We start from the raw sequence: 23,620 nt of genomic DNA, 5'->3' as shown, positions 1-23,620 counted from the left end.
AAAACTTACGTTAAATCTTAGTCGAAATTAAGTAGAATAAATAAAATAATAGTAATTCTACACTTATATTTACGCAAATTTTTAAAAGAACTATGGTAAGGAAGATTTTTAACAACACTAAGCGTGCTTTTGCCCTAAAAGATGATAAAGATTTAAAACGTTCTCTTTTCATTTTTAGCATGATGAACAGACCAACTTTAGTTGCTGTCGGAACAAGGTTTACAAATTTAGCATTAACATTACGTTTACCTGTTGAGGGAATTATTAAAAAAACGATTTTTAAAATGTTTTGTGGAGGTACAAGCCAACAAGATTGCTTGCCTACCATAAAAAAAATGTATGATATGCATGTGCATAGCGTATTGGATTATTCTTCTGAAGGAAAAGAAGATGAAGCTCAGTTTGATGCGGCCTTAAAAACAAAGATGGAAATTGTTCGTTTTGCTAATCAACAAAAGGAAATACCATTTACTGTTTTTAAACCTACTGGATTAGGAAGATTTGCTATTTGGGAAAAAGTTTCTAACCAAGAAGAGCTTTCTAATGAAGAACAACAAGAGTGGGAGCGAGTAATGAATAGGGTTGATAAGATTTGTGCTTTAGCAGCAGAATTAGATACCAGAATTTTAGCCGATGCCGAAGAATCATGGATGCAAGACGCAGCAGACAATTTGGTGGAAGAAATGATGGAAAAATATAACCAAGAAAAAGTTATTGTTTACAATACCTTACAATGCTACCGATGGGATAGATTACAATACATTAAAGATTTACATAAAAGAGCAAAAAATAAAGGCTTTAAAGTTGGTGCTAAAATTGTGCGTGGTGCTTATATGGAAAAGGAAAATGCGCGAGCTGATAAAATGGGTTATCCAACTCCAATTTGTGAAGATAAAGAGGCAAGCGACGTGAATTTTAACGCTGTACTTTATTATTCAATGCAACATTTAGATGATATTTCTTTGTATATAGGTACACATAATGAGGTAAGTACTTATTTAGCAATGCAATTAATGGATGAAAAAGAACTAAAAAAAGGAGACGATAGAATTTGGTTTAGTCAGCTTTACGGAATGAGTGACCACATTACTTTTAATCTTGCTTTAAATAGTTATAATGCGGCAAAACTAGTTCCATTTGGTCCAATTAGAGATGTAGTACCTTACTTAATTAGAAGAGCACAAGAAAATTCTTCGGTTAAAGGACAAACGGGACGTGAACTTGCTTTATTACGAGAAGAAAAACAGCGTAGAGACGGGCAGTTCACCAAGCGTATTTCTTAATATTTTTTAATATGATATTTAATAAAAGCCTCTGCAATATATAGCAGGGGCTTTTTGGCTTAACTTTAGATTAACCTTAACTTTACTTTAAGTTAAGAGTGAAAAGATATTTCATAGGTTTGAAATCAATAAAAAAATTAAAAACTAATTTTAAATTTATGAAAAAGACAAAATTTATTTACTTAGGCTTAATAGCAGCAGCGAGTTTCGTTTCTTGTAGTGATGATGATGATAATTCTGCCAGCGATATTCCAGATGAAACTGAAAGAGCAGAACTTTATGTAACTAGCGGTAATACAGGAGATGTAAATGTATATGACTTTTCTGCAGATACACCAACGCAACGAATAATTGAGACGTCAGGTTCTTCTAATGAAGGTGTTTACTATGAAGATGATTCTGATGAACTTTATGTAGTTTCAAGATCCTCTAATCAAATAAATACCTATACAGGAATTATGAATTTCATAGAAGATTCTTCGCTGGAGGTTGAAGAAGGAATTTCTTCTTCTAGTGATTTAGAAAGCCCAAGAAAAATTGCAGTAGACGATAATATTGTAGTTATTGCCGACAACGCAGATGTTGATGGAGATGAAAATACTGCAGACGGAAGATTTTTTGTTTACACAAAAACAGCAAATGCTTTAACTCTTAGAAACGTAATCACTGTAGATTTCGCGGTATGGGGAATTACTTTTAAAGACGATGATCTTCTAGCCGTTGTAGATAAAACAAGTGACTTAGCAATTTTCGAAAATTTTGCAGCAAGTTTTTCAGAAACTACAACAGAAATGGCTACTAAAACAATAACTATTGAAGGAATTAATAGAACGCATGGTATTGCCTACGACGATGATAATGATGTATTGGTAATGACAGATATCGGTGATGCGAGTTCAGATTCAGATGGTGGTTTTCACGTAATTACTAATGCTACTTCAAAATTAAATGCTACTGCAAATGGTGAAATATTAGCTGTTGGAGAACAAACCAGAATTGCAGGTGCAAGTACTTTTTTAGGAAACCCTGTAGATGTTGCTTACGATGAGGAAACAAGAACTATTTTTATTGCTGAAGTTGCTAACGGCGGCGGTAGAGTATTAGGTTTCTCTAACTCTGATTATGAAGCAGGAGGCGATATAGCGCCATCTGTCAATAATATACTAAGCGGAGCTAATTCTCTTTATTTTCATGAGGAAGACTAATTTAAAAAATTAGAAAAATAATATTAAGAATGTATTAAATCCCGTCATTTTTATGTCGGGATTTTTTATTTTTAGCTATGAAAATTATTAAAAAATATAGTTCACTTTTTAAAGAAACTTACAAGCAATGGATGAAAAATAATCCATTTGAACAAAGTGCCGTAATTGCTTATTACACATTTTTTTCTTTACCTTCTTTATTAGTAATTGTAGTTGGAATCGCAGGTTATTTTTTCGATCAGCAAGAAGTACGCACAAAAATAACATCAGAAATTAGAGGACTAACCGGGGCAGATACAGCAAAGGCTATAGAAACCATGATTAATAATGCGATGCTAGATGGCGGCTCTGTTTTAGCAATAATTATAGGGATTGCCATTTTGTTATTTGGTGCTACCGGAGCCTTTTTTCAATTAAAAAAAGCAATGAATAGAATTTGGAGTGTACGCGTAAAAAAAGAATCTTTTAAGCGTGTATTAATTGATCGAGTTATTTCTTTTGGAATGATTCTCGTTATCGGTTTTATGCTTTTAATTTCCTTAGTAATTTCTACTGGGATTAGTTTTTTAAGTGAAAAATTCGAAAATTTTGCTCCGGGAATAACATCCATCAGTATTGAAGCTTTAAATTTTTTGCTTTCATATATTTTTATAGGTGCTTTATTTGCCGCGGTATTTAAGCTTCTTCCTGATATAAAAGTCCGTTGGAAAGTTACAATTATTGGTGCTTCGTTAACAACATTGCTTTTTTTAATCGGAAAATATGCCTTAGGTTTTTATTTTGGTCAGAGTGAACCGACTTCTGTTTATGGTGGTGCTTCATCGGTTGTTCTAATTTTACTTTGGGTTTTCTATACGTGCCTAATTATGTTTTTTGGAGCCGAATTTACAGTTCAATATGCTTTGATGACTAATGAAGATATTTCACCTAATCGATTTAGTGAACCTGCTATTTATCAAGAATTAGAAGAGTTAGAAGCAAGAAAAATACACATAAAAGAAAAGAAAAAAGTGCTGGATGAATTAGCGCCAGATGATGAAAAAGATATTTAATAAAGGTTTAACGGCTTTAAAAAAAGCTTTATAAAATTTTTAATACACTGATTTTTAAATGAATTGTAATTTTAAGCAAACAAAAAAAGAAAAAAGCTATGAAAAAGAAAATTGCAATTCTCGCGACAGATGGATTTGAAGAAAGTGAATTAAAATCGCCTAAAGAAGCGATGGAAAAAGAAGGATTTACAGTTGAAATTGTAAGTTTAAAATCTGGAAAGATTAAAAGTTGGTCAGATGGAAATTGGTCCAATGAATATTCTGTAGATAAAGTTATTACCGATGTAAGCGCAAAACAATATAATGCATTGGTTTTACCCGGTGGAGTAATTAATCCCGATCAATTAAGAATCAATGAAGATGCGCTAGTTTTTATCAGAGACTTCTTTAAACAAAGTAAACCAGTTGCCGCTATTTGCCATGGCCCTTGGTCATTAATTAATGCTGACGTGGTTGAAGGTAGAACGATGACTTCTTATAAATCTATAAAAAGAGATTTAGAAAATGCCGGTGCGCTTTGGGTAGATAAAGAAGTTGTAGTAGATGAGGCATTTGTAACCAGTAGAACTCCGGATGATTTACCTGCTTTTAATTCAAAATTAATTGAAGAAATAAAAGAAGGTAAACACGATTTACAACACGCTTAATAGTAATAATATACAATTAAAGAGGCTGCTTAAAAAAGTAAAAAAGTGTCATTCTGAATTTATTTCAGAATCTCATATTGCTGAAATACAAACCAGTATGAGAACCTGAATCAAGTTCAGGTTGACAAAATAGACTTTTTTAGACAGCCTCTTTTTTATTGACTTATTTTTTATTCTTTCAAATAACATTTTATAAAGTTAAGTATAACATTGTTTTGTGATAGACTGATGTACTATTTTTTTAAATTCAGAAAAAAATAAATTATGGCTAACGAAAAAGAATTTAAAACGATTAATCCTGCCACAGAGCAGGAAATTAAGACTTATAAGTATATGAGTCAAGACCAAGTAAATACGAGCATCGAAAATTGTCATCAAGCTTTTCTAACTTGGAAAACCAAATCGCTTGAGGAGCGTGCCAAGATTATAAAAAGTGTTGGTGAAAATTTAAAAAATCACAAGGATGACTTGGTTGAGTTAATGACCCAAGAAATGGGTAAATTAATTAAACACAGTAAGCAAGAAGTTGATCTTTGTGCTGGGATTTGTGATTGGACGGCAGAAAATGCACCCAAAGAATTAAAAGATGAAAAACGTAGTTTAATTAATGGCGGTAGTGGTACAATCACCTATTCTCCTTTAGGAGTTATTTACGGAATTCAACCATGGAATTTTCCGTCATATCAAGTAATAAGATATGCAATTGCAAACTTAATGGCAGGAAATGGAGTCCTTTTAAAACATGCCGAAAGCGTTACCGGAACCGCACTTTTATTAGAGAAAATTTTTAAAGAAGCAGGTTTACCTGAACATTTATTTAGCGTACTTATTATTAACCATGATCAATCTGATAAAGTAATTGAAAATGATCGGGTACGAGGCGTAACACTTACCGGAAGTCCAGACGCGGGTAAGGTTGTGGCTAAAAAAGCAGGAGCAGAGTTAAAGAAAAGCGTTATGGAACTAGGTTCTAATGATGCTTATTTAGTTCTAGAAGATGCCGATATTGAAAAAGCTGTGAAAATGTGTACCCAAGGAAGAATTTATAATAATGGGGAAGTTTGCGTTGCGGCAAAACGATTTATTGTAACTGAAAAGATTTATGAGGACTTTAAAGAAGCTTTTGTAAAAAGTATGAGTGGAATCACTTACGGCGATCCAACTGATAAAGACAGCAAAATGGGACCTATGGCTCGAAAAGATTTACGTGAAGAATTACACGAACAAGTTGAGAAAAGCGTAAAAAATGGAGCAGAAATTCTTTGTGGAGGAAAATTACCTGAAGGAACAGGCTATTTTTACCCTTCCACAGTTTTGGCAAATGTAAAACCTGGCCAACCCGCTTATGATGATGAACTTTTTGGCCCAGTAGCTTCTCTAATAAAAGCTAGAGATACAGATGACGCTATTAGTATTGCAAATGACAGTCGTTTTGGTTTAGGAGGAGGAATTTTTACTAAAGATGAAAATAAAGCTCTAGAGATCGCAAAAAAACATTTTGATACAGGAATGATTTTTATCAATTCATTTGGTCTTGCTCAGCCTGATATGCCTTTTGGAGGCGTAAAAAATTCTGGCTATGGTAGAGAACACGGTGGTTTTGGTGTAAAAGAATTTGTGAATGCGAAATCGATTATGAAGTTGAATTAAAAAAAAACATTTATAATTTCTTATTTATTTCGAATAAATTATTTCATCTAAATAGGAATAGGAGAGATACATTAAAATAAACTGGTCATTATAAATTCCAGAAGAGTTGTTTTAATACAGTTATAAATAAACCACTACGAACTTAAAACATTTGTAAGTGGTTTATTTTGTTTCATTAGAATCTTTTATGTATTCTACAACTTCTTTTACTGTTATTTTTGCTGTGGTACCAACCTAGTAAATGCTTAAAAATATTACATTCTAAACCTTCTTGCACACTTTCTACTTGCGTAATATCACTCAATTACTTTTACTTATTGGTTCATAAAATTGCATAAAATAAAAGCAATTTATTTTTCAGTTGAAAAAATTATTCTTTAAAAAAGATATTAATTTGGAGTTTAAGGGTATTGAATCGATCTGTTGGATGTATCTCTACTAGTGATAAAATTTTAGTAAGTTTACTTACGTAATTTAAAAAGTGTGCCTACTTATTATACTTAGTGCAGCAAATAAAAGTTTTAATTCCTGTTATTCATGCTAAAGTCAGTTTTTATAAGTGTATTTTTTTTAATTCCATTATTAGGTTTCTCTCAGCAGAGCGACAGTTTGAGTGACCCTATAATTCCCATTGAAAAGACGGAACTCTTAAAAAATATAAATATCACATTTGATATGCGCATGGAGTTAAGAGGGTATACGTTTAGGGGTGATGACAATTATTATAATGGGGTACAATTTCAAAATGGGTTTACCGCTCTTGGAATTTCTGGTAAATTACATGAAAAAGTAGACTTTCGCTTTAGAAACCGATTTAATAGAGGAACTGATGTTCAAACGCTAGATCAACTAGGTAGTAATATAGAACTAGCTTACATCAACGTTAAAGTCAATGAGTCGTTTAATCTCTTATTAGGAAAAATGTTTGCGTTTTATGGAGGAAATCAATACCAATTTAGTGCTATGGATGTTCTTGAGTATAATGATATTCAATCCAATGTGTTGGCTTATGTAACCGGAGCTGGAGTTACTCATCAAGCTGCAGAAAACCATAATTTTGGTTTACAAATATTGAATTCGCGTACCATGCATTATGATGACCTTTATGGAGATGAAGTTGCAGAAGGTATTGAAGAGCCTGTATGGCCGGTAGCGGTTGTAGGAAACTGGCGAGGAACTTTTTTTGACGGAAAATTTCAAACTATTTATAGTATGAGTTATTCCAATCAGGTGAAAAATAAAGGAACTTATTTTTTTACTTTAGGTCATAATTACCAACACGATAGGCTTACTTTGATGTACGATTTTGATTATAGCTATGAGGAAGTAGATACAAAAGGAGTAATGACGGCTATTCTTGGGGATGACAAAGTAGCTGAAAATGTTTTGTATGTTGAAAATTGGTTAAGAGCCGAATATCGTTTTAGCCCAAAGTTTAAAGGTCTTTTAACGCTAATGACTAGCAGTGCTTATGGTACCATTCAAGATGAATTGAAACATACGCGAACCAGTTATGGCGCAATTCCTACCATTTATTATAGCCCATTTAAGGATATTGATGTTCGCTTTTTTTTAGCATATATCGGTCGGTATTATGATTATACAGCCTATGCTATCCAAAATCTAGGAGTGTCCAATTACAATAAAAATGAAGTACGAGTCGGTTTTATAGCTCCTTTGCGATTATTATAATTTTTTGAAATCTTTTTTATGATGTGAAAAAGGAACTTTTATTTGATGTTGTAAGAAAGTTTTATGTAAACTAGGTACAATCAAATAATTACGCTAGGCTTTCTATTTATAAGGTAAATTTAATCTAATCAAGCATCATTGTTGTGTTAGATTAGCGTAAGTTTTTTCTTTATCAGTTACATTAAAATCTCTGATTGTAATCCTTTAAATTCTGTTGAGATTTTTATAAAGTTAATATTATTACGCTTAGTAAGTGTTGGTTTTATTTAGTTGATTATTTGTAATTCTATAATTGATTACAGTAAATTTTGTGTAATGATTGATAAATTAATAATAATTTAAGATTTTTAGTTCATTTGGGACAAATAAAAAATCAATTATAGCATTTAATGTAATGTAAATAGGGGAACTTTGAAAAAAAAAGCTATGGAAACTATGGACTTAAAACGTAAATTTGATAAATTTATTTTAGAAAATAATCATCCCTGCATAATGGCTCAAAGCGTATTCAGTTTAAACAATGCTGTTATAAATGATTATGAGGCTATGCTGAATATACATAGCACAAATGGGTTATTGAATGATCTAGAATTATATATAAAGAATTATGATTTTAATTCTAAGAATTTTAAAAGTTTTATAGCCACTTTTTCAAAAGATGAATTCCTTTCGGAAAGTGAATTTGAAAAATCTCTATGGAAACAATTAAAGATGCTTTCAGAATTAGATCATTATAGTTGGGACCCCAGCGTTAACTCTGATCCTGAGCATGAAAATTTTAGTTTTAGTTTGTGCGGCAGAGCTTTTTATATTGTAGGAATGTTTCCAAATAGTAGTAGATTAGCTAGAAAAAGTCCTTATCCCACTATAGTTTTTAACCTTCATCAACAATTTGAAAAGTTGAGAGAAATGGGTAAATATACTTCTGTGAAAAATAGAATTCGTAAGAGAGATGAAAAACTTCAGGGCTATATTAATCCTATGTTAGAAGATTTTGGAGAGAATAGTGAGGCAAGGCAATATAGTGGGAGAGAGGTTGATAAAGATTGGAAATGTCCATTTCACTAATAATTTTATTTTATACGCATGAAAATAATAGAAAAGCAGACTGGTACAGCCTTTAGATTAAAAAAAGGAGATATATTAAAGGTAATAGATCCGGAAGGTGAACAGGTAAGTGATATGGTACTTTTTAACGCAAAGGATTTAAGAGAAAAAATTTCTTCTGGTAAAACACTTGATTTTGAAGAAAATCTACTCATTACAAAAGGTAATTTTCTATGGAGTAATCGAAGTCAAAAAATGATGAAGATTTTGGAAGATACCAACGGAAGAAATGATTTTTTACTTGCACCTTGTAGTCCTGAAACTTTTCAGATTATGTATAAGAACGAGTATTATCATCCTAGCTGTTTTGAAAATCTTACTAAAAATTTAGAAAAATTTGGTATTGAACCCGATGATATTCCTACAGCTTTTAATATTTTCATGAATGTTCAGTTTTCTTCAACTGGGAGCTTAAGTGTGGATCCTCCTACCAGTAAATCCGGCGATTATGTTTGTTTTGAAGCATTGATGGATTTAGTAGTGGGACTTACTGCTTGTTCCGCAGAAGATAGTAACAATGGAAGTTTTAAACCTATTCATTACACTATTTCATCTTCAGAAAAATAAACCTTAACTTTTTTTAAAGAATGCTATAACAGCTTTCTGTGTAAATTTAAAAATACAAAATACTTGTAAGGATGATAGTATTTACTATTGAAGGAATTAGCGTCTCAGAAATATTAAGTGAACTATCTGTACAGTTTCAAACTTCCTTAACGGAACATCTTTCTGAATATAAATTAGATATACCACAACACTTAGGAGAAGGATTTATACAAGGCATAAATTTTCCTAATGGAGTTGGCTTATTGGAATTTAAAGGTAAATTCATAAAACAGGTGGTGCTAAATTTTACCAGTAAAAAAGTACATCCTTTAAAATTTATCTACTGTCAAGAGGGGAGTTTAATACACTCGATTAAACCGGATAGCGAACGTAGAAAAATACAGAAATATCAAAGTGCTATTATTTCTACCTACTATCATTACGGACATATTTATAAATTTCCAACTAATGAAGCATTCAATTTTCAAGTTGTAGAAATTGATAGAAAAGCTTTTAAGGAACATATTAATTACAAACTTGAAGAGATTCCTTATTACTTTTATAAGATTTTTGCTGATGTAGAAGGTATAAGAGAGGTCTTCTATCGAAGTAATTACAGTCTACATTTAGCGCAAGTAATTAAAGATATTCAAGAGTTTGAAAAAGATAACCTTATTAGAGTAAATTTTTTGGGAGCAAAAGCCTTAGAAGCACTTTCTTTAATGCTTGCTCAATATGAAGATGATATAAAACAAGATAAGAAACAAAACATTCTTCGTAAAAGTGAATTTGAGGTTGTAAATGATGTAGAAGACTATATTAATGATCATTTAATGAATATTGATACCATAGATGAAATTTCAAAAAAGTTTGGATTAAATAAACAAAAATTACAACAAGGCTTTCAATTAAAACATCAGCAAAGTATTAATGAGTATATAAAAAATCAACGCTTAGAATTATCTTTAAAATTACTTGATAAAGGAGAAAAAAATATAAGTGAAATTGTGTATGAAATAGGGCTATCCAGTAGAAGCTATTTCTCTAAAATATTTAAAGAAAAATACAAAATAGCCCCAAGTAGTTATTTAAATTCCAAATAAAAAATTAAACATTTTCCCCAGGGTCTTCATTATGTATAAGAGGATGATCGTCTTTATTTAGACCTACGATTGAAATGAGTGTAGTAATGGTATAATAAAGCATGATAATTACCGCCACAATTGCTCCACAAACAATACTCGAAATTGAAGACCAAATATAGTAAAGATAGCTATAATAACTTGTATGAATACTTTCAGCTTCTGTAAGCGGATTATTCATAAGTAAGAATGTTATCACACTAATAATAAATACCGTAGCGTCTAACTTTGCTATTTTTAAAATTCTTATATAATAAGTTTTTTTTAAAGTAGATTTTGAACCGTGACTTATATTGGTAATTGTAAGCAATAATGTTAAAATAGTTGCAGAAGCAAGTACTACAGTATTAAAAAAAGTATTTAGACGCGGTAAGGAGGAAGTAATTAAATCTTTGGCCTCCAAGCCAGAAACATGGCCCATTAAAATCATTCCGGTAGAAGTAATAATAGTAGCTGCAATACCGCCTATAAGAGAATTTCTACTGAATCTATCCATTTTTTAAGCAAAGAACTTTAAAACTTATTATTTAGGTTAATTCTATTAATAAAAACATTAACACGAATGAAAAAAAGTTGTTATACTTCCACATCTTTCATTAAAAAATCATTTAAATCTTTTGAGGGTTCTGTAGTATGTAGTACAGAAATATCACCGGTCGTTTCAAAAACTACCGCCTTAATTTCACTAAACTCAATTACATTAGCTTCTCTTAATTTTGCACGTAAATCAGATTTTGTTACTCGAGCTTTCCGCAAGTTGTCTTCTAATATATTTTCGCCATCCATCAGTAATAAGGGTTTATTGTCCACTATTTTTTGTATCCAATTAAAACGTCTTAATAAAGCTACTGACATTTGTAAAATATACAGCATACCTAAACCCAATAAGCCTTGCGTTAAATTAATAGTTGAAGATAAAATAACCGTAGCAACAACCGAACCTATAGCTACGGTCATCGCAAAATCGAAACTCGACATTTTAGAAAAGCTTCGTTTACCGGCTATTTTTGTGAATAGAATAATAGCGAAATAAATACCTACAGCACAGAAAAAGATAAAGAAAAAACTCTCGGTAGAAATGGTAAATAATTTTTGAATCATAATAATTTTATTTAAGGTTTAAAAAAGAAATTTTTATTATTGGTTAAAAAAATTAAGGATCTTATTGCTAAAAAAATTTAATGAACGCCACACAACTTAATCCAAATAAAATATGAGCGACAATAAGTTGAAGATAAAATTTTGAAAACTTAATTTTGGGCGGATTCGGGTGAATATAAAATGCAGTTTTCCATCCTAAAACGCCTATAATCCCTGCGATAAATCCCAACAAGCAACCGCTTGCCCAAGAAATGTCAAGAGTTGTATTATTCCATACTAAAAAAATAGAGCAGTAAAAATAAAGCCGATTAAAAAATGTAGTATCCAGCCTAATAAATGTCGTTTACCGATGGATCTTTTGATATTTGGATACCGATTGATTAATATATTTATTAATTGTGGTTCCTTAAACTTTTCATTTTTTAATTCAGAATAAATATAGCTGAAGGCAGTCATTATAATAGTGGCAATTATACTGGTCAAAAATAACATCATTAGCATTTAATTTTTAGATTTATAAATTAGCCTTATCTTCAGTAAAAAAAAGAAATGTATAAACCTTTAAGATACCGAAAAACTGATCAGCAGTATCAAAAAGATATCATAAAAAATAATCCTTTTGCTACCTTAATTATAAAGGAGTCCAAATTTTCAGCTACGCATATTCCTATATTAATTTCAGCAGGTTCAAAAGATTTATTGTTATATGGTCATATCGCTAATCATAACGAAATGTTGAAATACCTAAAAAATGATGCAGAAGTGTTTTTAATTTTTCAAGGTGCGCATGGTTACGTTTCTTCCTCTTGGTATGAAAATAAAGACATCAGTACTTGGGATTATAGTGCAGTGCATATGCATGCTAATGTACAGATTCAAACTTCCGAAGAATTAGAGGGTTCTTTACGAAATCTTTTAAAGGTCTTTGAACAGGAGAAGAAATGCCCACTTTTGTATGATGATATTCCTGAGAAAATTATTAAAAATAATTTTCAACAAATCACCGGTTTTTGGTTGAGACCCACAAAAATTGAAGCTATTGCAAAATATCATCAAGACTTTTCAAAAAAAGACATCAAAAATATTACCACTCATTTAGAAGAAGACAATAAAAGTTTAGCATGTGCTATTCAGAAGGAAAATGAGAAAACAACTTAAAACTTTTTAGTCAATCGGTTTATTTTGAAATAATTCTCCTACAATTTTAAGTTTAGGAATATGCAACATAATTGTAGTAAGAATAGCTGTTAGAGGTACGGCTAAAATCATTCCTGCAATTCCCCATATAGCGCTCCAAACAATAACCATTAAAATAACCAAAAAAGGATGAAGGTTTACACGACCTCCTATTACATAGGGTTGTAAAACATAACTTTCTAAAAATTGAGAAAGCGTAAAAGTGATAACCACACCGATAAGGACACTAACTTCTCCTGAAACTAAATAACCATAGCCAAATGCGAGACAAAAGCCTATTACATTTCCTATATAAGGAATTAAGGTAAGAAGAGAAGCAATAAGACTTATTAAGATAAAATTATCTACTCCCGAGATTCCTAAACCGACACTATATAGAATAACAAGAATCCCCATGAGAAATAACTTTCCGACTAAATATTCAGAAATTACTTTGGTAAGTTGATTGGCAGTATGTTCTATTTCTTTTTTGTGTCTTGCAGGAAATAACTTGATTAAAAATTGTAAGAACCGCTTTCTATAACGAAGCAGAAAAAAAATATAAATAAAAACTAACAGGTAACTCCCGATAAAAGAACCGGTTGAAGTTAAAAAAACAAATATTTTATCGGTTGGTTTTTTTATTTGAGAACCAATTTTACTCAGCGATTGATTTGAAATATCTTTAGACGTTATAGGCGTTTCTGCTATTATAAAAGCTTTAAGACTTTCTATCTTAGGGGCCATGTTTTCTTTTATGGAAGGCCATTCTTCTATAAACCCCTGAAGTTGATAATAAACGATTAGCACTACGCCAAGCGAAAGAATAAAAAGCAGCAAAGCAGAAAGTACACAAGCTAGGGATTTAAAAAGTTTTTTTTCTATTTTTTTACAAAGAGGATAAATGACTAAACTTAAAATACCTGCAATTACTAGGGGAGCTAAAAAAGCTTTTACTTTTATAAGTCCTAATATTAGAAAATACCCGCCTATTATTAATAGAGATCCGGAGATAATTTTATAATATACTTCGTTCTTTATATTCATAATTATCATGTGAAAATTAAATATATAAAAGCTATGCAAAATGCATAGCTTTTATATAGAATAAATTCTTAACCTATTAGGCCGGGATTTTCTTTGCTTTTTCTTCGCGTGCCCAATTTCGATGCTGAGCTATCGCTCTGGCAAATTTATCTGGGCTTTTGTTGATGAAAATAGCATCATCATCTTTAAAATCCTTACCGTGGGTAGTCTCCAATAATTGTTCACCTTCTTTACTTACGGCTATCGCTTTGCAATGCTTTAAAGCTTCATTAATAAACTTTTTTGCTTTAGGTTCATCTAAAAGTGCTTGTACGCTTTTTTCTCCTCCCGGTACATAAAAGGCATCAAACAAAACGCTTTCTGTGGTAAGAATAGCCGCATCAACTTTATGGTCTTTATTTTTATCACATTTAACTGTTCCTCCATGGGTTGCAATTATTTGTGGCATTGCTCCTTTTTCTTCTAAGCCTTTTTTCATATTCATAGTAGCTTCACCATCGAAGCCATCACCAACAAGAATAGCAATTTTTCTGCTCACAATACTATTGCTTTTAAGATGTGTTTGACTTAAAGCATCCGATTTTTCTAAGTAATTTTTCTTTTTCCCGGGTTGATGTTTCTTAACATCAGCATCTGCGCCAATTGCTTGATTTACGGGTTCTTCTATTTCTTTAGGAATTTCCATACCTAAACCTTTACCTACTTCTTTTGCTAAGTCTTTATCTATTTCAGCAATTACATATAACATTCTTTTTTTAATATGATCATAGGTACATTTTCCAATCTCAAAAGTATAAGCATCTACTATATGATTTTTTTCCCATTCTTCTAAACTTCTGTAAAATAAAGCAGGTTGACTAAAATGATCGCTGAAACTTTCGCTTCGTTCACGAACTTTTTTAGCATCGATACGTTCTTCATAAGAAGTAAAGCCACCTTCTGCCATTTTTGCCAAATGTGGACAACCACCTCCTATAGAATTAGGGAAGTATGCAGTTTTCCCTTTATTTACCGTCATTCGCATATGAGCATCACGTTGATTATTGTGAACTTCATTTACAGGACGATTAATTGGAATTTCGTGAAAATTAGGACTACCTAAACGTGATAACTGCGTATCGGTATATGAAAATAAGCGTCCTTGTAATAAAGGATCGTTAGTAAAGTCTAAACCTGGAACTAAATGTCCCGGATGGAAAGCTACTTGTTCGGTTTCAGCAAAGAAATTATCAGGATTCCTATTTAAGGTCATTTTACCAATACGTTGCACCGGCACCATTTCTTCGGGAATTAATTTTGTAGGATCTAATAAATCGAAATCAAATTTATGCTCATCTTCTTCGGGTACTATTTGAAAACCAAGTTCCCATTCTGGGTAATGACCAGCTTCAATAGCATCCCATAAATCGCGTCGGTGAAAATCGGTATCGGCACCGTGTATTTTTACAGCTTCATCCCAAGTTACAGAATGAACTCCTAATAAGGGTTTCCAATGAAATTTAACAAAGTGAGATTTTCCATCTTTATTAATTAACCGGAACGTATGAATTCCAAAACCCTCCATCATTCTATAGCTTCGAGGAATGGCACGGTCGCTCATTACCCAAATATGATTATGTAAAGTTTCCGTGGTTAACGATACAAAGTCGTAAAACGTATCATGTGCCGAGGCAGCTTGTGGAATATCACGATCGGGTTCTGGTTTTACAGCATGTATTAAATCCGGAAATTTCATCGCATCTTGAATAAAGAAAATAGGCATGTTATTTCCCACTAAATCGAATACACCTTCTTCTGTATAAAATTTGGTTGAGAATCCACGTACATCTCTCGCTAAATCGGCAGATCCTTTATTTCCTGCCACCGTAGAAAAACGTACAAATACCGGTGTTTTGCGGTTGGTATCATTAAAAATTCGTGCTTTGGTATATTTTTCTTGACTTTTATACAATTCGAAATAACCGTGTGCGCCACTACCACGAGCGTGAACAATCCGCTCAGGAATGCGTTCGTGATCAAAATGGGTTATTTTCTCGCGTAAAATAAAATCTTCTAAAAGCGTTCCGCCACGTTCGCCAACTTTTAAGGAGTTATTAGTGTCGTTAACTTTAACTCCCTGGTTGGTCGTCATTGTTTTGTCTTTTCCTTCTTCGATGTTTTTTTGTAAATCATCAGATTTGGTAGAGGAAGGCTGCGGTTGATTTGAATTACTCATAATGTATATTTAAAAAGAAGTTAATAATTAGTTTGAAAAATAAATGAATGTCTTCAGTAATCTTAATACCTGAAAATAGCATGAGCGGGTTGATTATCCTCTTGAATATCCCAGCTTTCTACCAAAAAAACTTTTCCGCCTTTATTAAAAACTTCTATGGCAGCAGTATTTAATAAAGGAATGTGGTTAGTGTTTCCTTCTTCAACTGAATGTTCACTAATTTCAACTTTTTGTTTCATGGAATCATAGTTGCCCCAAATTTCTTTTCCTTTAGTAATAAAAAAGGTTTCTATTTTACCTTGATGTGCAGCCGGCAAAATATCTTGGATAGCACTGGAGGTATTGCTGGGAGGTAAAGAGGTATATTGTGTTAAGGCTGTTTCTACTTCTTCATTTAAATAAGGAGTTATGACTGTTAATGCATTTTCTAAAAGTTCTTTTTCCTTGTGTGTAGAACTCATCGGGGCAGGTTTTTCCCATAAATAAGTATAGGTGTTTGCTTCCTGGTATATGGGAAATAAATGATTATCACAAGCCACCACTAACGGGATCTCTTGTGTTGAGTTTATATAAGTTTGCAGCCCTTCATTAACAGCGCTAAAAAACTGTTTGATCTCTACGTTTTCATTTCTGTTACTTCCTCCGTGTCCATGAAACTGCGTTTCCTCATTTCCACTAGATAAACTTCTGGCTTGTAAGCTTTTTTCTTTATAATCAAAACCTACACGATCTTCTAAACGATCAGGGGTGAGATCTTCAATTTCAATTGCCTCTATATATTGTTTTGAAGCTTTATAAAAAGCTACATCCTTTAGACTTAAGTCTAAAAGATAAAACTCTTTTTGAGTAGATAACAGCGGGATAAGCGGAAGTAAATAAAAGTTATTTAAAATGTAATAATCCGGTTTAAAATGAACAGGAACTTGGTAATAATTAAAAAAATCGTGAGTAATAAATATAGCTAATCCAGCATCTTGATGCCTCCAGAACTGAGGATCTTCTAATAAGTCGGAAATTTTAGCTTCCATCGAAGCGTATTCTTCTTTAGAAATTTTCTCCGAATCAAGATCTTTCTTTATTTCGATCCATAAGGATTTTAAGTGTGTTTTATTTTCTTTTTCTAATACTTCCTTTCCTTTTGTATGGGTGGGGAGAAATATTGAGATACAAAGACTTGAATTGTAAGAAGCCAAATCATTAAAATCATCTGTTTTAAATTGTGTCATAGCTATATATTTTTATTATTAAAAATCATTTGGTAGAAATAAATTACTGATTACTATTTCTCTCCGATTCCAAATACTCTTTTATTTCATTTGGTAAAAGGGTAAGAAGATGATCTAAGTGTTCTTCTTTCATAAATTTCTGTAGAGAAAAAAAAGTAATAGCAATTATTTTTTCAGTAGCAATATTCCAAGAAAACGCTTCTTCGCCATATTCTGCTTGCAATTCCTTTACTTGGGTTTTCATTTCTTTTATGGAGGTGTAAGTTAAAGCGGGATGTTTATGGATATCCCAATCTTCTGTATATATTCCTCGAAAAATAACCGGTAAAGGAGAAATTATTAAAAAAGCACCTTCTAATGGAAACCGATCTCTAAAAGTATGCATGACAGAGCGCCAAATACGCATCACGCGTTTCTGTTCTTGTGGATGACCCAACTGTTCACAAACTTCTTGTAAATAATCTTGAGCCGGTTCTGTATACGGGTGAAAAGTTAAGGAAGTGTCTTTCATAATACGAGTTGTTAAAAAATAACCTAATTAATTATTGTTTGTATTAAATTTATAAAGATCCTACTGTTAAAAAAAATAAACTTTTTGTTAAAGTGTTGATAGTATTAATGTTTTTGTGGATCGCATTATAAAGTTCAGCAACTAATTTATTCTACAAGATAAAAAGGACCGCCTCTAAGAGACAGCCCTTTTACTAACTTCAGTCTATAATCGACTTACTCGTCTTTCTTCCAATAGGTTTTGATAAGAAAACTGACCATACAACTAACCACTGAGCCAATTGCAGCAAGAATGATGGTTTTCAGAATATCTTCAGAACTCAAGACCGGCAAAATACTGCAAAGTGTTCCTCCCGCGGTGCCTGAGATAAAAAGATTATTCTTCATGCTTTTTCGGTTTTTTAGCTTTATCATCAACCGTCAGTTGACTTACCCCGCTGAGCACCCCTCCGGCAACCGTAAAATAACCGGCTATGGTGGTTATAATACTCGGTAAGGCAACGGGGGCTGCTACAATTGTGCCGCCGATTCCGGCTAAGCTTAAGCCAATGGTCCGTAAGGTTTTAAAAAACTTTGGGGTTTGGTTTTTGGTTTGAAACTAAATTATAAGTATTTTTAAGCATAAATGAGCTAAAGTAGTTAAAAGTAACTTACTCCTAAACGAACAGTATTGTTGAAACCCTTGCTTTTACTTCAGGGAGCACGTTAAAAGTTTAATCTCCATTTTTAGAAATATCATTTACTTTTTTTCCGAAATACCCAAAAAGTAGATTTACAAACACCACCATAAGGGTAAAGGCAAGTAAAGTATCATAAATGCCTAGACCTGCCAAACATCCGGCTGCAGCACTGCACCAAATTGTAGCCGCAGTAGCAAGGCCCCAAATTTTTTCTGAACTTTTTTGTTTTAAAATAACCCCCGCTCCCAAGAAACCAACTCCAACAATTATCTGACCTAATACCCGAGTAAGATCTGTGTTTTCGTGCTGTGCATATAAATTAGAAATAATAATAAAGGTAGTGGCTCCCAATGCAACAAGAATATTTGTTTTTAGTCCGGCCGCTTTCCCTTTTATTTGCCGTTCTAACCCCATACATATCCCGGAAACAATAGCACTACCGCCTCTTAATAAAGATTCTATTATATCTATTTCTAGTTCCATTGTCTATCTAGTAAAAAATATATTTTTAAACTTTCGCCATAAGTGTATAGCTAAAGAGCCGTTACCTTCCCTTTGCTTAGTAGGCTGCTCTTCTTTGGTGGAAGAATTTTCCGTTTATAGCGCGGGTATTGTTTTACTTTTATCATTATTCATTCTTTTATGTTGAATGCTGAACCTCTCTTTAATCAATAAAAGCACAACATAGTTGTAATTTCTCTTCAATTAAAATTACTAAAGTAACCTAAATAAGTACGTTTATAACGCGTTAAAATATATGTTAAATAAGACGTAAAATTCTATTTTAGTAGGAAGAAGGGCTATCCGAAAGCTAAAATTTACTGATTTTTAGGGACCTCAAAAAAGTAGAGGAAAATAAAACGGTTTTGGTTTGAAACTAAATTATGAGTATTTTCAATCACAAATCAAGAATTTTAGGGATAGACTCCCGTTGTAGTGCATTTAAAAAAGCAAAATCAATGAATAAAATAATATTTCTTTTACTATCAATCTTAATAATATCTTGTAATGATTCAACAAAATCTGAGATTGAAAAAGAAAATATAAAATTATCTGAATTAGAAACCTTTCAATCTAAAAGCCTCAAAAAAAATATACAGTATAAAATAATTCTGCCGGAAAATTTAGAAATAAAAAAAGATAGTTTAAGTTTATTGGTTTTGTTGGACGGAGATGATTATTCTGGAATTGCAAAGAATCTTACTTCACTTTATGAATTTGGTGATAAAATAAGCCCTACAGTAATTATTTCACTTCCAAGCACAAGAGAAAGTAGATGGACTTACTATACGCCAACAAAAGATACAACTAAAATTGAAAAAGGTTTTGAGGATTTATATTCGAGCACTGGAAAATTCGATGAATTTGCTGACTTCGTTCATAACGAACTCATTCCGTCAGTTGAAGAAAAATATAAAATAAACTTTAATCAAAAAACAATATTTGGGCATTCTCTCGGTGGTTTAGGTTCTTTATCTTTTGCTGTTTTACGACCAGAGATATTTGATAATTATATTGCAGCAAGTCCAAGTACAATGTATGATCAACATTTTATTTTTAAGACAATCGAAAAAAAAGGCAATTTGATATTCAATTCTATGTTTTTAACAGCAGGATTAAATGATGCCAATGGTTATCGTGAAAATGTGGAATGGCTAAAAAAATATTTGTCTGAACACAAATCTGAAAATCAAAAAGTAGGAATGAAAATTTATGATAATGAAAATCATTCAACTTCAGGTTTAAAATCTCTAATCGATGGAATTGAATTTATTGGTAAATAAAAAACGTGCTACAATAACTAGCGTTTGTGTGGTCGGTACGCCCCAACATAAACGCCTTGCTGACTAAACCGGTTCTTATAATCATTAGGATTTCCGGTTAACTATCTATAGGGAATAGGTATTAGCTTAGCTCACCAAAAAGTTATACAGGCAGTCTTAACAGATACTATAAGAGTATATAAACCCTCAAAATATGGGATAAGTCCACTGGATAACACCTGTTTTTGGTTTGAAACTAAATTATAAGTATTTTTAATCACTAATCAGGTAGTTTTAAGACAGACTGCCGTTAGGCAACATTATGAAAAAAATACTTCTAATAATATTTTTAATTATTTTAAGCTTGCCTAATTCATACGGACAATGTCTATGTGGAAAATTTGAAATTCAAATAAATTTTGATGATTTGAATTTTTCTAATGGTAATTCTAACTATGAATTAAACTTTCTTGAAAAACCAAATTTCATTCATTATCCTGGAGGTTTATTAAAGAAAAATGCATTTTCGAAAAACACTTTAAAAGTGGTATTACCAACAAATAGTGGGATTCAAAAGTTGGTTATTCAACTTAAAAACATCGTCAGTAAATCCACAATGAATTTGACAATTACTAATATGACTTATGATAATGATTACTTTATTGATTTTGGCAAATATTTAGAAGGTAATTACTTATTTGATTGGAAAAGAATTAATAAATGTCAGTCTAAAAATAAGACCACTAAAATAGTAGAATGTGAAGGAATGGAATTTGAACAATTAGCATTTCTCTCGGAAAAGCCTATGAGCGGTAGTTTCAATCATAATAAAATTAGTGTATCTAATTCAAATTCTTTTATTAATCAAAATTTTAATAAATGTAATGAAATTGATAATCAAGAAACAATTCAGAAATTATGTACAATAAATAATAAAGAAATATCATATGATGTAAAATTTACCAATTTCAACGAAATATTGCCAGAAATTTTAAGGTTTTATATAAAAGAAAACGGAAAAAAATATGAGATTTTTAATTTAGAAACTAGCGGAGCGTATATTGGAGAAATTGAATGTTTCGAAGTAAATAATAATGATTTTATCTATGTTAGATTAGATGAAACTTCTGGAATACAGTATGGCGCTTATTATTCAATAGATGTTATAAATAAGAATGCAAATGAAGTGATTAAGGATTACGGAAATTACAAAATCCCTGATAGCTTGGAAAATTATAAAGGTTTTGGAATATTAAAAGACGCAGAAAATGAGTTTCATTCTGGGCTTCTATTGAGGTCTAAAAAAAATGGAGATAGATATATATTAACACGAACACATAAATTAATCCTAAACGAAAATAATAAGTTCGTTTTGAAAGTAGTCGATAAAAAATTGACAGGAGGGCAGTATTAGAAACGTTGCCTAACACGATAACCGTTGCACAAGCTCTAAATTTTAAGAATACTTCATTATAATAAGCCGTTTTTAGCGATTTTTATTCTTAGATTCCATAGCCTTAGGTAAAAATTGGTTTCTTTAAAAGTGAGCTATAAAGGACGTCTTCAAGTAGCCTGTATTCTCAAAACAGTAAAATACTTCGGAGGTATTTTACAACTTTTTAAACCCATTTTACAAGCTTTATATCATTAACGAATTTTTTATATAATTGAGCTTGAAACATCAATTCCTACGGTTTCTTGATAGTTTTTCATATTTTTACAATTAGAGTGAATAAATAGATACAAAAACTACTTCCTTTATCGGGGGATTAAATCCTGGTATTCCGAATGGTTCTTTGCACCTATATAGAAAGAGAGGACTGGTGTATCGTGCAACTGTAACTCTAAAACACGTTGTAGTTCTCCTCTTTTTCTATGTTAAAGTTATTCATTACAAACTAAAGAAACACGTTGGCAACAAACTAAAAAATACCTCGTTATGGGTATTTCGAAAATCAGTTCTTTATTATATTTTTGAAAATTTTAATCACAAAGATGCATCTTGCCAATTTTAGTTTGGCTATCGTTTATCTCGAAAATTCCCGAGACACGCCACAGCTCATATATAAAATATTGGCATCATGGTTAAAAAGAACTGATTTTAGCTGTTTTTTTTCAATAAATTTGTAAATATCAAACTACAACGAAGCCTTTAACCAACTTCAATTTGGAGACAGCTTGTTCTTTAAACATCTTGTTCAAAAAAACTATTAGTTATGCATCAAAAAAAAATCTTTTCGATTATCCTCTTACTATTACTTGGTTATTCAGTGTTTGGTCAAGGCGACCCATGTGAGCACCTCTTGGATCCTGACCGAAACGGAAGTATTGTTTTGCCAGATGGAAAAAGCTGGTGCGACGTTGCTCAGGAAACTGGTAGTGCCTATGCCAAATGCAAATGCAAACACAGTTCAGCCATGGAAACTAGCAAAGGAAAAATGCAAGCAGAAATTGATAATATGTATGCGCAAAGAGATGCGTTAATAGACAAAGCTAATAAGGCCAAAAGAAACGCATATCAAATAAGTTTGACTGACGACGACTCCAATTTTGATACAAAGAAGCAAGCTAAAATTGCCTTTTTGGAAGAATACATAGGGTACAATGAACAAGTCATTGGGCTTCTAAAAGAAATGAATCAACGTTTTGGAATGAACAACAATGTTAATGCTACAGAACAGGATGTGGCTCATAAACGAGCAGAAATTAACCGATTACACGAAAAAGAACAATCCAAAACCCACACACTAAGTATCGTATCAGATAAAACAGCGCATACCTCAAGCGGGCAGAGTGATGGTTATACTGAAAATAACCAATCACAAGAATCCATATACCAAAAACGGCAACGTGAGGCCCAGCAAGCTGAAAGAGAAAGAGAAACACAACGAAAAGCTAGAGAAGCCGAAGTACAACGAAGAGTAGCAGCAAGCCAGCGACAATATGAACAAACGATGGCCAATAAGCAACAAGCCAGCAACTATATCAGTGATGTATTTGAAAGTCAATATCAAAACATTCGAAACAAGCAAGAAAGAAAATGGCAGGAAATTGAACGTCAGCAAGAAAGAGACCGAAGAGAACGTGAAGCAAGTCGACTTAAAGAAGAAGAACGAAAAAGACAGGCAGCAGAAGAAAAAAGGATTGAAAACGCCAAAAGCAATTTTTTAAGCAGTATAGCCGATGTTAAAATCCCTTTGTTTTTTGAACATCCCCAAGCCTATGTCCTTTTTGTAAGTAAAATGGGGAACGAAACCATAAAAATCATCCCTGTAACTCTTTACAAAAACACAGATAATCAGTTGCCCTATAAAATAGAGGTGATAAAAAAAATAAAGACGCAAAAAAGCTTAAATAACCTCAGTACCCACGGAGTGTATAGTAGTTATGAGCAGTTACAAACCCAAGTGGACCAACTTTACAGCTCCGCTCAAAATAATTACATAAAAGTTACCATAGAAAAACAGATCGATTTTGGTAAAAAGCAGACCGAAACCGGTAACAGCGAAGACTTTTGGGGTAGCCAAAAGACTAACACAAAAGCAAAATCCAAAAAAGATGATGATTTCTGGGATTAA

General features: G+C 32.0%; 21 protein-coding genes. 13 read left to right on the top strand and 8 right to left on the bottom strand.

Features of this window, described 5'->3' with window-relative positions; translation table 11 throughout:
• Positions 1-92: 92 nt before the first annotated feature.
• The 9 genes from D9R05_RS07430 to D9R05_RS07390 all read left to right on the top strand — a co-directional run bounded on the left by D9R05_RS07430 (position 93) and on the right by D9R05_RS07390 (position 10,285).
• The gene (locus tag D9R05_RS07430; protein WP_121666592.1) at positions 93-1,283 is read left to right on the top strand and encodes a proline dehydrogenase family protein; all 1,191 of its coding nucleotides are present in this window, start codon (positions 93-95) and stop codon (positions 1,281-1,283) included.
• Positions 1,284-1,441: 158 nt separating this feature from the next.
• Positions 1,442-2,488 (top strand): hypothetical protein, encoded by a 1,047-nt coding sequence (locus D9R05_RS07425; protein ID WP_121666591.1) that lies wholly within the window; start codon positions 1,442-1,444, stop codon positions 2,486-2,488.
• A gap of 77 nt (positions 2,489-2,565) precedes the next feature.
• Positions 2,566-3,540 (top strand): YihY/virulence factor BrkB family protein, encoded by a 975-nt coding sequence (locus D9R05_RS07420; protein WP_121666590.1) that lies wholly within the window; start codon positions 2,566-2,568, stop codon positions 3,538-3,540.
• A gap of 98 nt (positions 3,541-3,638) precedes the next feature.
• Complete coding sequence (locus tag D9R05_RS07415) at positions 3,639-4,187, top strand: type 1 glutamine amidotransferase domain-containing protein (RefSeq protein ID WP_121666589.1); 549 nt, start codon at positions 3,639-3,641, stop codon at positions 4,185-4,187.
• A 264-nt stretch (positions 4,188-4,451) separates the two neighbouring features.
• Positions 4,452-5,837, top strand: coding sequence for an NAD-dependent succinate-semialdehyde dehydrogenase (locus tag D9R05_RS07410; protein WP_121666588.1), 1,386 nt, complete (start codon positions 4,452-4,454; stop codon positions 5,835-5,837).
• 537 nt (positions 5,838-6,374) lie between these two features.
• On the top strand, positions 6,375-7,529 hold the full coding sequence (locus D9R05_RS07405) for a porin (RefSeq protein WP_121666587.1): 1,155 nt from the start codon (positions 6,375-6,377) through the stop codon (positions 7,527-7,529).
• 411 nt (positions 7,530-7,940) lie between these two features.
• Positions 7,941-8,597 carry a guanitoxin biosynthesis heme-dependent pre-guanitoxin N-hydroxylase GntA gene (gene gntA / locus D9R05_RS07400; protein WP_240462994.1) on the top strand — a complete coding sequence of 219 codons (657 nt, stop codon included), beginning with the start codon at positions 7,941-7,943 and terminating at the stop codon, positions 8,595-8,597.
• An 18-nt stretch (positions 8,598-8,615) separates the two neighbouring features.
• Entirely contained in the window at positions 8,616-9,203 is a 588-nt protein-coding gene (locus D9R05_RS07395; RefSeq protein ID WP_121666585.1) for a DUF1989 domain-containing protein, read from the top strand.
• Positions 9,204-9,274: 71 nt separating this feature from the next.
• Positions 9,275-10,285, top strand: coding sequence for a helix-turn-helix domain-containing protein (locus D9R05_RS07390; protein ID WP_121666584.1), 1,011 nt, complete (start codon positions 9,275-9,277; stop codon positions 10,283-10,285).
• A gap of 4 nt (positions 10,286-10,289) precedes the next feature.
• Here D9R05_RS07390 and D9R05_RS07385 read toward each other — a convergent pair whose 3' ends face one another.
• Together D9R05_RS07385 and D9R05_RS07380 are read right to left on the bottom strand one after the other, a co-directional pair.
• Positions 10,290-10,820 carry a hypothetical protein gene (locus tag D9R05_RS07385; protein WP_121666583.1) on the bottom strand — a complete coding sequence of 177 codons (531 nt, stop codon included), beginning with the start codon at positions 10,818-10,820 and terminating at the stop codon, positions 10,290-10,292.
• A gap of 80 nt (positions 10,821-10,900) precedes the next feature.
• On the bottom strand, positions 10,901-11,425 hold the full coding sequence (locus D9R05_RS07380) for a DUF421 domain-containing protein (RefSeq protein ID WP_121666582.1): 525 nt from the start codon (positions 11,423-11,425) through the stop codon (positions 10,901-10,903).
• A 549-nt stretch (positions 11,426-11,974) separates the two neighbouring features.
• Here D9R05_RS07380 and D9R05_RS07370 point away from each other — a divergent pair.
• On the top strand, positions 11,975-12,583 hold the full coding sequence (locus D9R05_RS07370; protein WP_121666580.1) for an FMN-binding negative transcriptional regulator: 609 nt from the start codon (positions 11,975-11,977) through the stop codon (positions 12,581-12,583).
• A gap of 6 nt (positions 12,584-12,589) precedes the next feature.
• On the opposite strand, the gene D9R05_RS07365 is transcribed toward D9R05_RS07370, so the two are convergent.
• The 6 genes from D9R05_RS07365 to D9R05_RS07345 form a co-directional block, all read right to left on the bottom strand.
• Positions 12,590-13,648, bottom strand: a complete 1,059-nt coding sequence (locus D9R05_RS07365) for an AI-2E family transporter (protein ID WP_162984920.1) — start codon at positions 13,646-13,648, stop codon at positions 12,590-12,592.
• Positions 13,649-13,724: 76 nt separating this feature from the next.
• On the bottom strand, positions 13,725-15,863 hold the full coding sequence (locus D9R05_RS07360; protein ID WP_121666578.1) for a catalase: 2,139 nt from the start codon (positions 15,861-15,863) through the stop codon (positions 13,725-13,727).
• 62 nt (positions 15,864-15,925) lie between these two features.
• Positions 15,926-17,089, bottom strand: coding sequence for a baeRF7 domain-containing protein (locus D9R05_RS07355; protein ID WP_121666577.1), 1,164 nt, complete (start codon positions 17,087-17,089; stop codon positions 15,926-15,928).
• 43 nt (positions 17,090-17,132) lie between these two features.
• Positions 17,133-17,600, bottom strand: coding sequence for a DUF2267 domain-containing protein (locus tag D9R05_RS07350; RefSeq protein WP_121666576.1), 468 nt, complete (start codon positions 17,598-17,600; stop codon positions 17,133-17,135).
• Between the two features lie 215 nt (positions 17,601-17,815).
• Positions 17,816-17,986 (bottom strand): hypothetical protein, encoded by a 171-nt coding sequence (locus D9R05_RS15485; RefSeq protein WP_205589277.1) that lies wholly within the window; start codon positions 17,984-17,986, stop codon positions 17,816-17,818.
• A gap of 326 nt (positions 17,987-18,312) precedes the next feature.
• Positions 18,313-18,762, bottom strand: coding sequence for an MgtC/SapB family protein (locus tag D9R05_RS07345; RefSeq protein WP_121666575.1), 450 nt, complete (start codon positions 18,760-18,762; stop codon positions 18,313-18,315).
• Positions 18,763-19,163: 401 nt separating this feature from the next.
• On the opposite strand from D9R05_RS07345, the gene D9R05_RS07340 reads away from it, so the two are divergent.
• From D9R05_RS07340 to D9R05_RS07330, 3 genes are all read left to right on the top strand, one after another.
• Positions 19,164-20,063 carry an alpha/beta hydrolase gene (locus tag D9R05_RS07340; protein WP_121666574.1) on the top strand — a complete coding sequence of 300 codons (900 nt, stop codon included), beginning with the start codon at positions 19,164-19,166 and terminating at the stop codon, positions 20,061-20,063.
• A gap of 301 nt (positions 20,064-20,364) precedes the next feature.
• Positions 20,365-21,456 carry a hypothetical protein gene (locus D9R05_RS07335; protein WP_121666573.1) on the top strand — a complete coding sequence of 364 codons (1,092 nt, stop codon included), beginning with the start codon at positions 20,365-20,367 and terminating at the stop codon, positions 21,454-21,456.
• Positions 21,457-22,258: 802 nt separating this feature from the next.
• On the top strand, positions 22,259-23,620 hold the full coding sequence (locus D9R05_RS07330) for a hypothetical protein (RefSeq protein WP_121666572.1): 1,362 nt from the start codon (positions 22,259-22,261) through the stop codon (positions 23,618-23,620).

Origin of the sequence: Mesonia aquimarina (assembly GCF_003667275.1) — a bacterium.
GTDB lineage: Bacteria > Bacteroidota > Bacteroidia > Flavobacteriales > Flavobacteriaceae > Mesonia > Mesonia aquimarina.
Note: the sequence above shows the minus strand (reverse complement) of the source record. Positions and strands in the feature narration are given on the sequence as shown.

Coding starts and splice junctions, on each gene's coding strand:
- D9R05_RS07430 (WP_121666592.1), top strand. CDS start 93: ATGGTAAGGAAGATTTTTAACAACACTAAGCGTGCTTTTGCCCTAAAA.
- D9R05_RS07425 (WP_121666591.1), top strand. CDS start 1,442: ATGAAAAAGACAAAATTTATTTACTTAGGCTTAATAGCAGCAGCGAGT.
- D9R05_RS07420 (WP_121666590.1), top strand. CDS start 2,566: ATGAAAATTATTAAAAAATATAGTTCACTTTTTAAAGAAACTTACAAG.
- D9R05_RS07415 (WP_121666589.1), top strand. CDS start 3,639: ATGAAAAAGAAAATTGCAATTCTCGCGACAGATGGATTTGAAGAAAGT.
- D9R05_RS07410 (WP_121666588.1), top strand. CDS start 4,452: ATGGCTAACGAAAAAGAATTTAAAACGATTAATCCTGCCACAGAGCAG.
- D9R05_RS07405 (WP_121666587.1), top strand. CDS start 6,375: ATGCTAAAGTCAGTTTTTATAAGTGTATTTTTTTTAATTCCATTATTA.
- D9R05_RS07395 (WP_121666585.1), top strand. CDS start 8,616: ATGAAAATAATAGAAAAGCAGACTGGTACAGCCTTTAGATTAAAAAAA.
- D9R05_RS07390 (WP_121666584.1), top strand. CDS start 9,275: ATGATAGTATTTACTATTGAAGGAATTAGCGTCTCAGAAATATTAAGT.
- D9R05_RS07385 (WP_121666583.1), bottom strand. CDS start 10,820: ATGGATAGATTCAGTAGAAATTCTCTTATAGGCGGTATTGCAGCTACT.
- D9R05_RS07380 (WP_121666582.1), bottom strand. CDS start 11,425: ATGATTCAAAAATTATTTACCATTTCTACCGAGAGTTTTTTCTTTATC.
- D9R05_RS07370 (WP_121666580.1), top strand. CDS start 11,975: ATGTATAAACCTTTAAGATACCGAAAAACTGATCAGCAGTATCAAAAA.
- D9R05_RS07365 (WP_162984920.1), bottom strand. CDS start 13,648: ATGAATATAAAGAACGAAGTATATTATAAAATTATCTCCGGATCTCTA.
- D9R05_RS07360 (WP_121666578.1), bottom strand. CDS start 15,863: ATGAGTAATTCAAATCAACCGCAGCCTTCCTCTACCAAATCTGATGAT.
- D9R05_RS07355 (WP_121666577.1), bottom strand. CDS start 17,089: ATGACACAATTTAAAACAGATGATTTTAATGATTTGGCTTCTTACAAT.
- D9R05_RS07350 (WP_121666576.1), bottom strand. CDS start 17,600: ATGAAAGACACTTCCTTAACTTTTCACCCGTATACAGAACCGGCTCAA.
- D9R05_RS15485 (WP_205589277.1), bottom strand. CDS start 17,986: ATGAAGAATAATCTTTTTATCTCAGGCACCGCGGGAGGAACACTTTGC.
- D9R05_RS07345 (WP_121666575.1), bottom strand. CDS start 18,762: ATGGAACTAGAAATAGATATAATAGAATCTTTATTAAGAGGCGGTAGT.
- D9R05_RS07340 (WP_121666574.1), top strand. CDS start 19,164: ATGAGTATTTTCAATCACAAATCAAGAATTTTAGGGATAGACTCCCGT.
- D9R05_RS07335 (WP_121666573.1), top strand. CDS start 20,365: ATGAAAAAAATACTTCTAATAATATTTTTAATTATTTTAAGCTTGCCT.
- D9R05_RS07330 (WP_121666572.1), top strand. CDS start 22,259: ATGCATCAAAAAAAAATCTTTTCGATTATCCTCTTACTATTACTTGGT.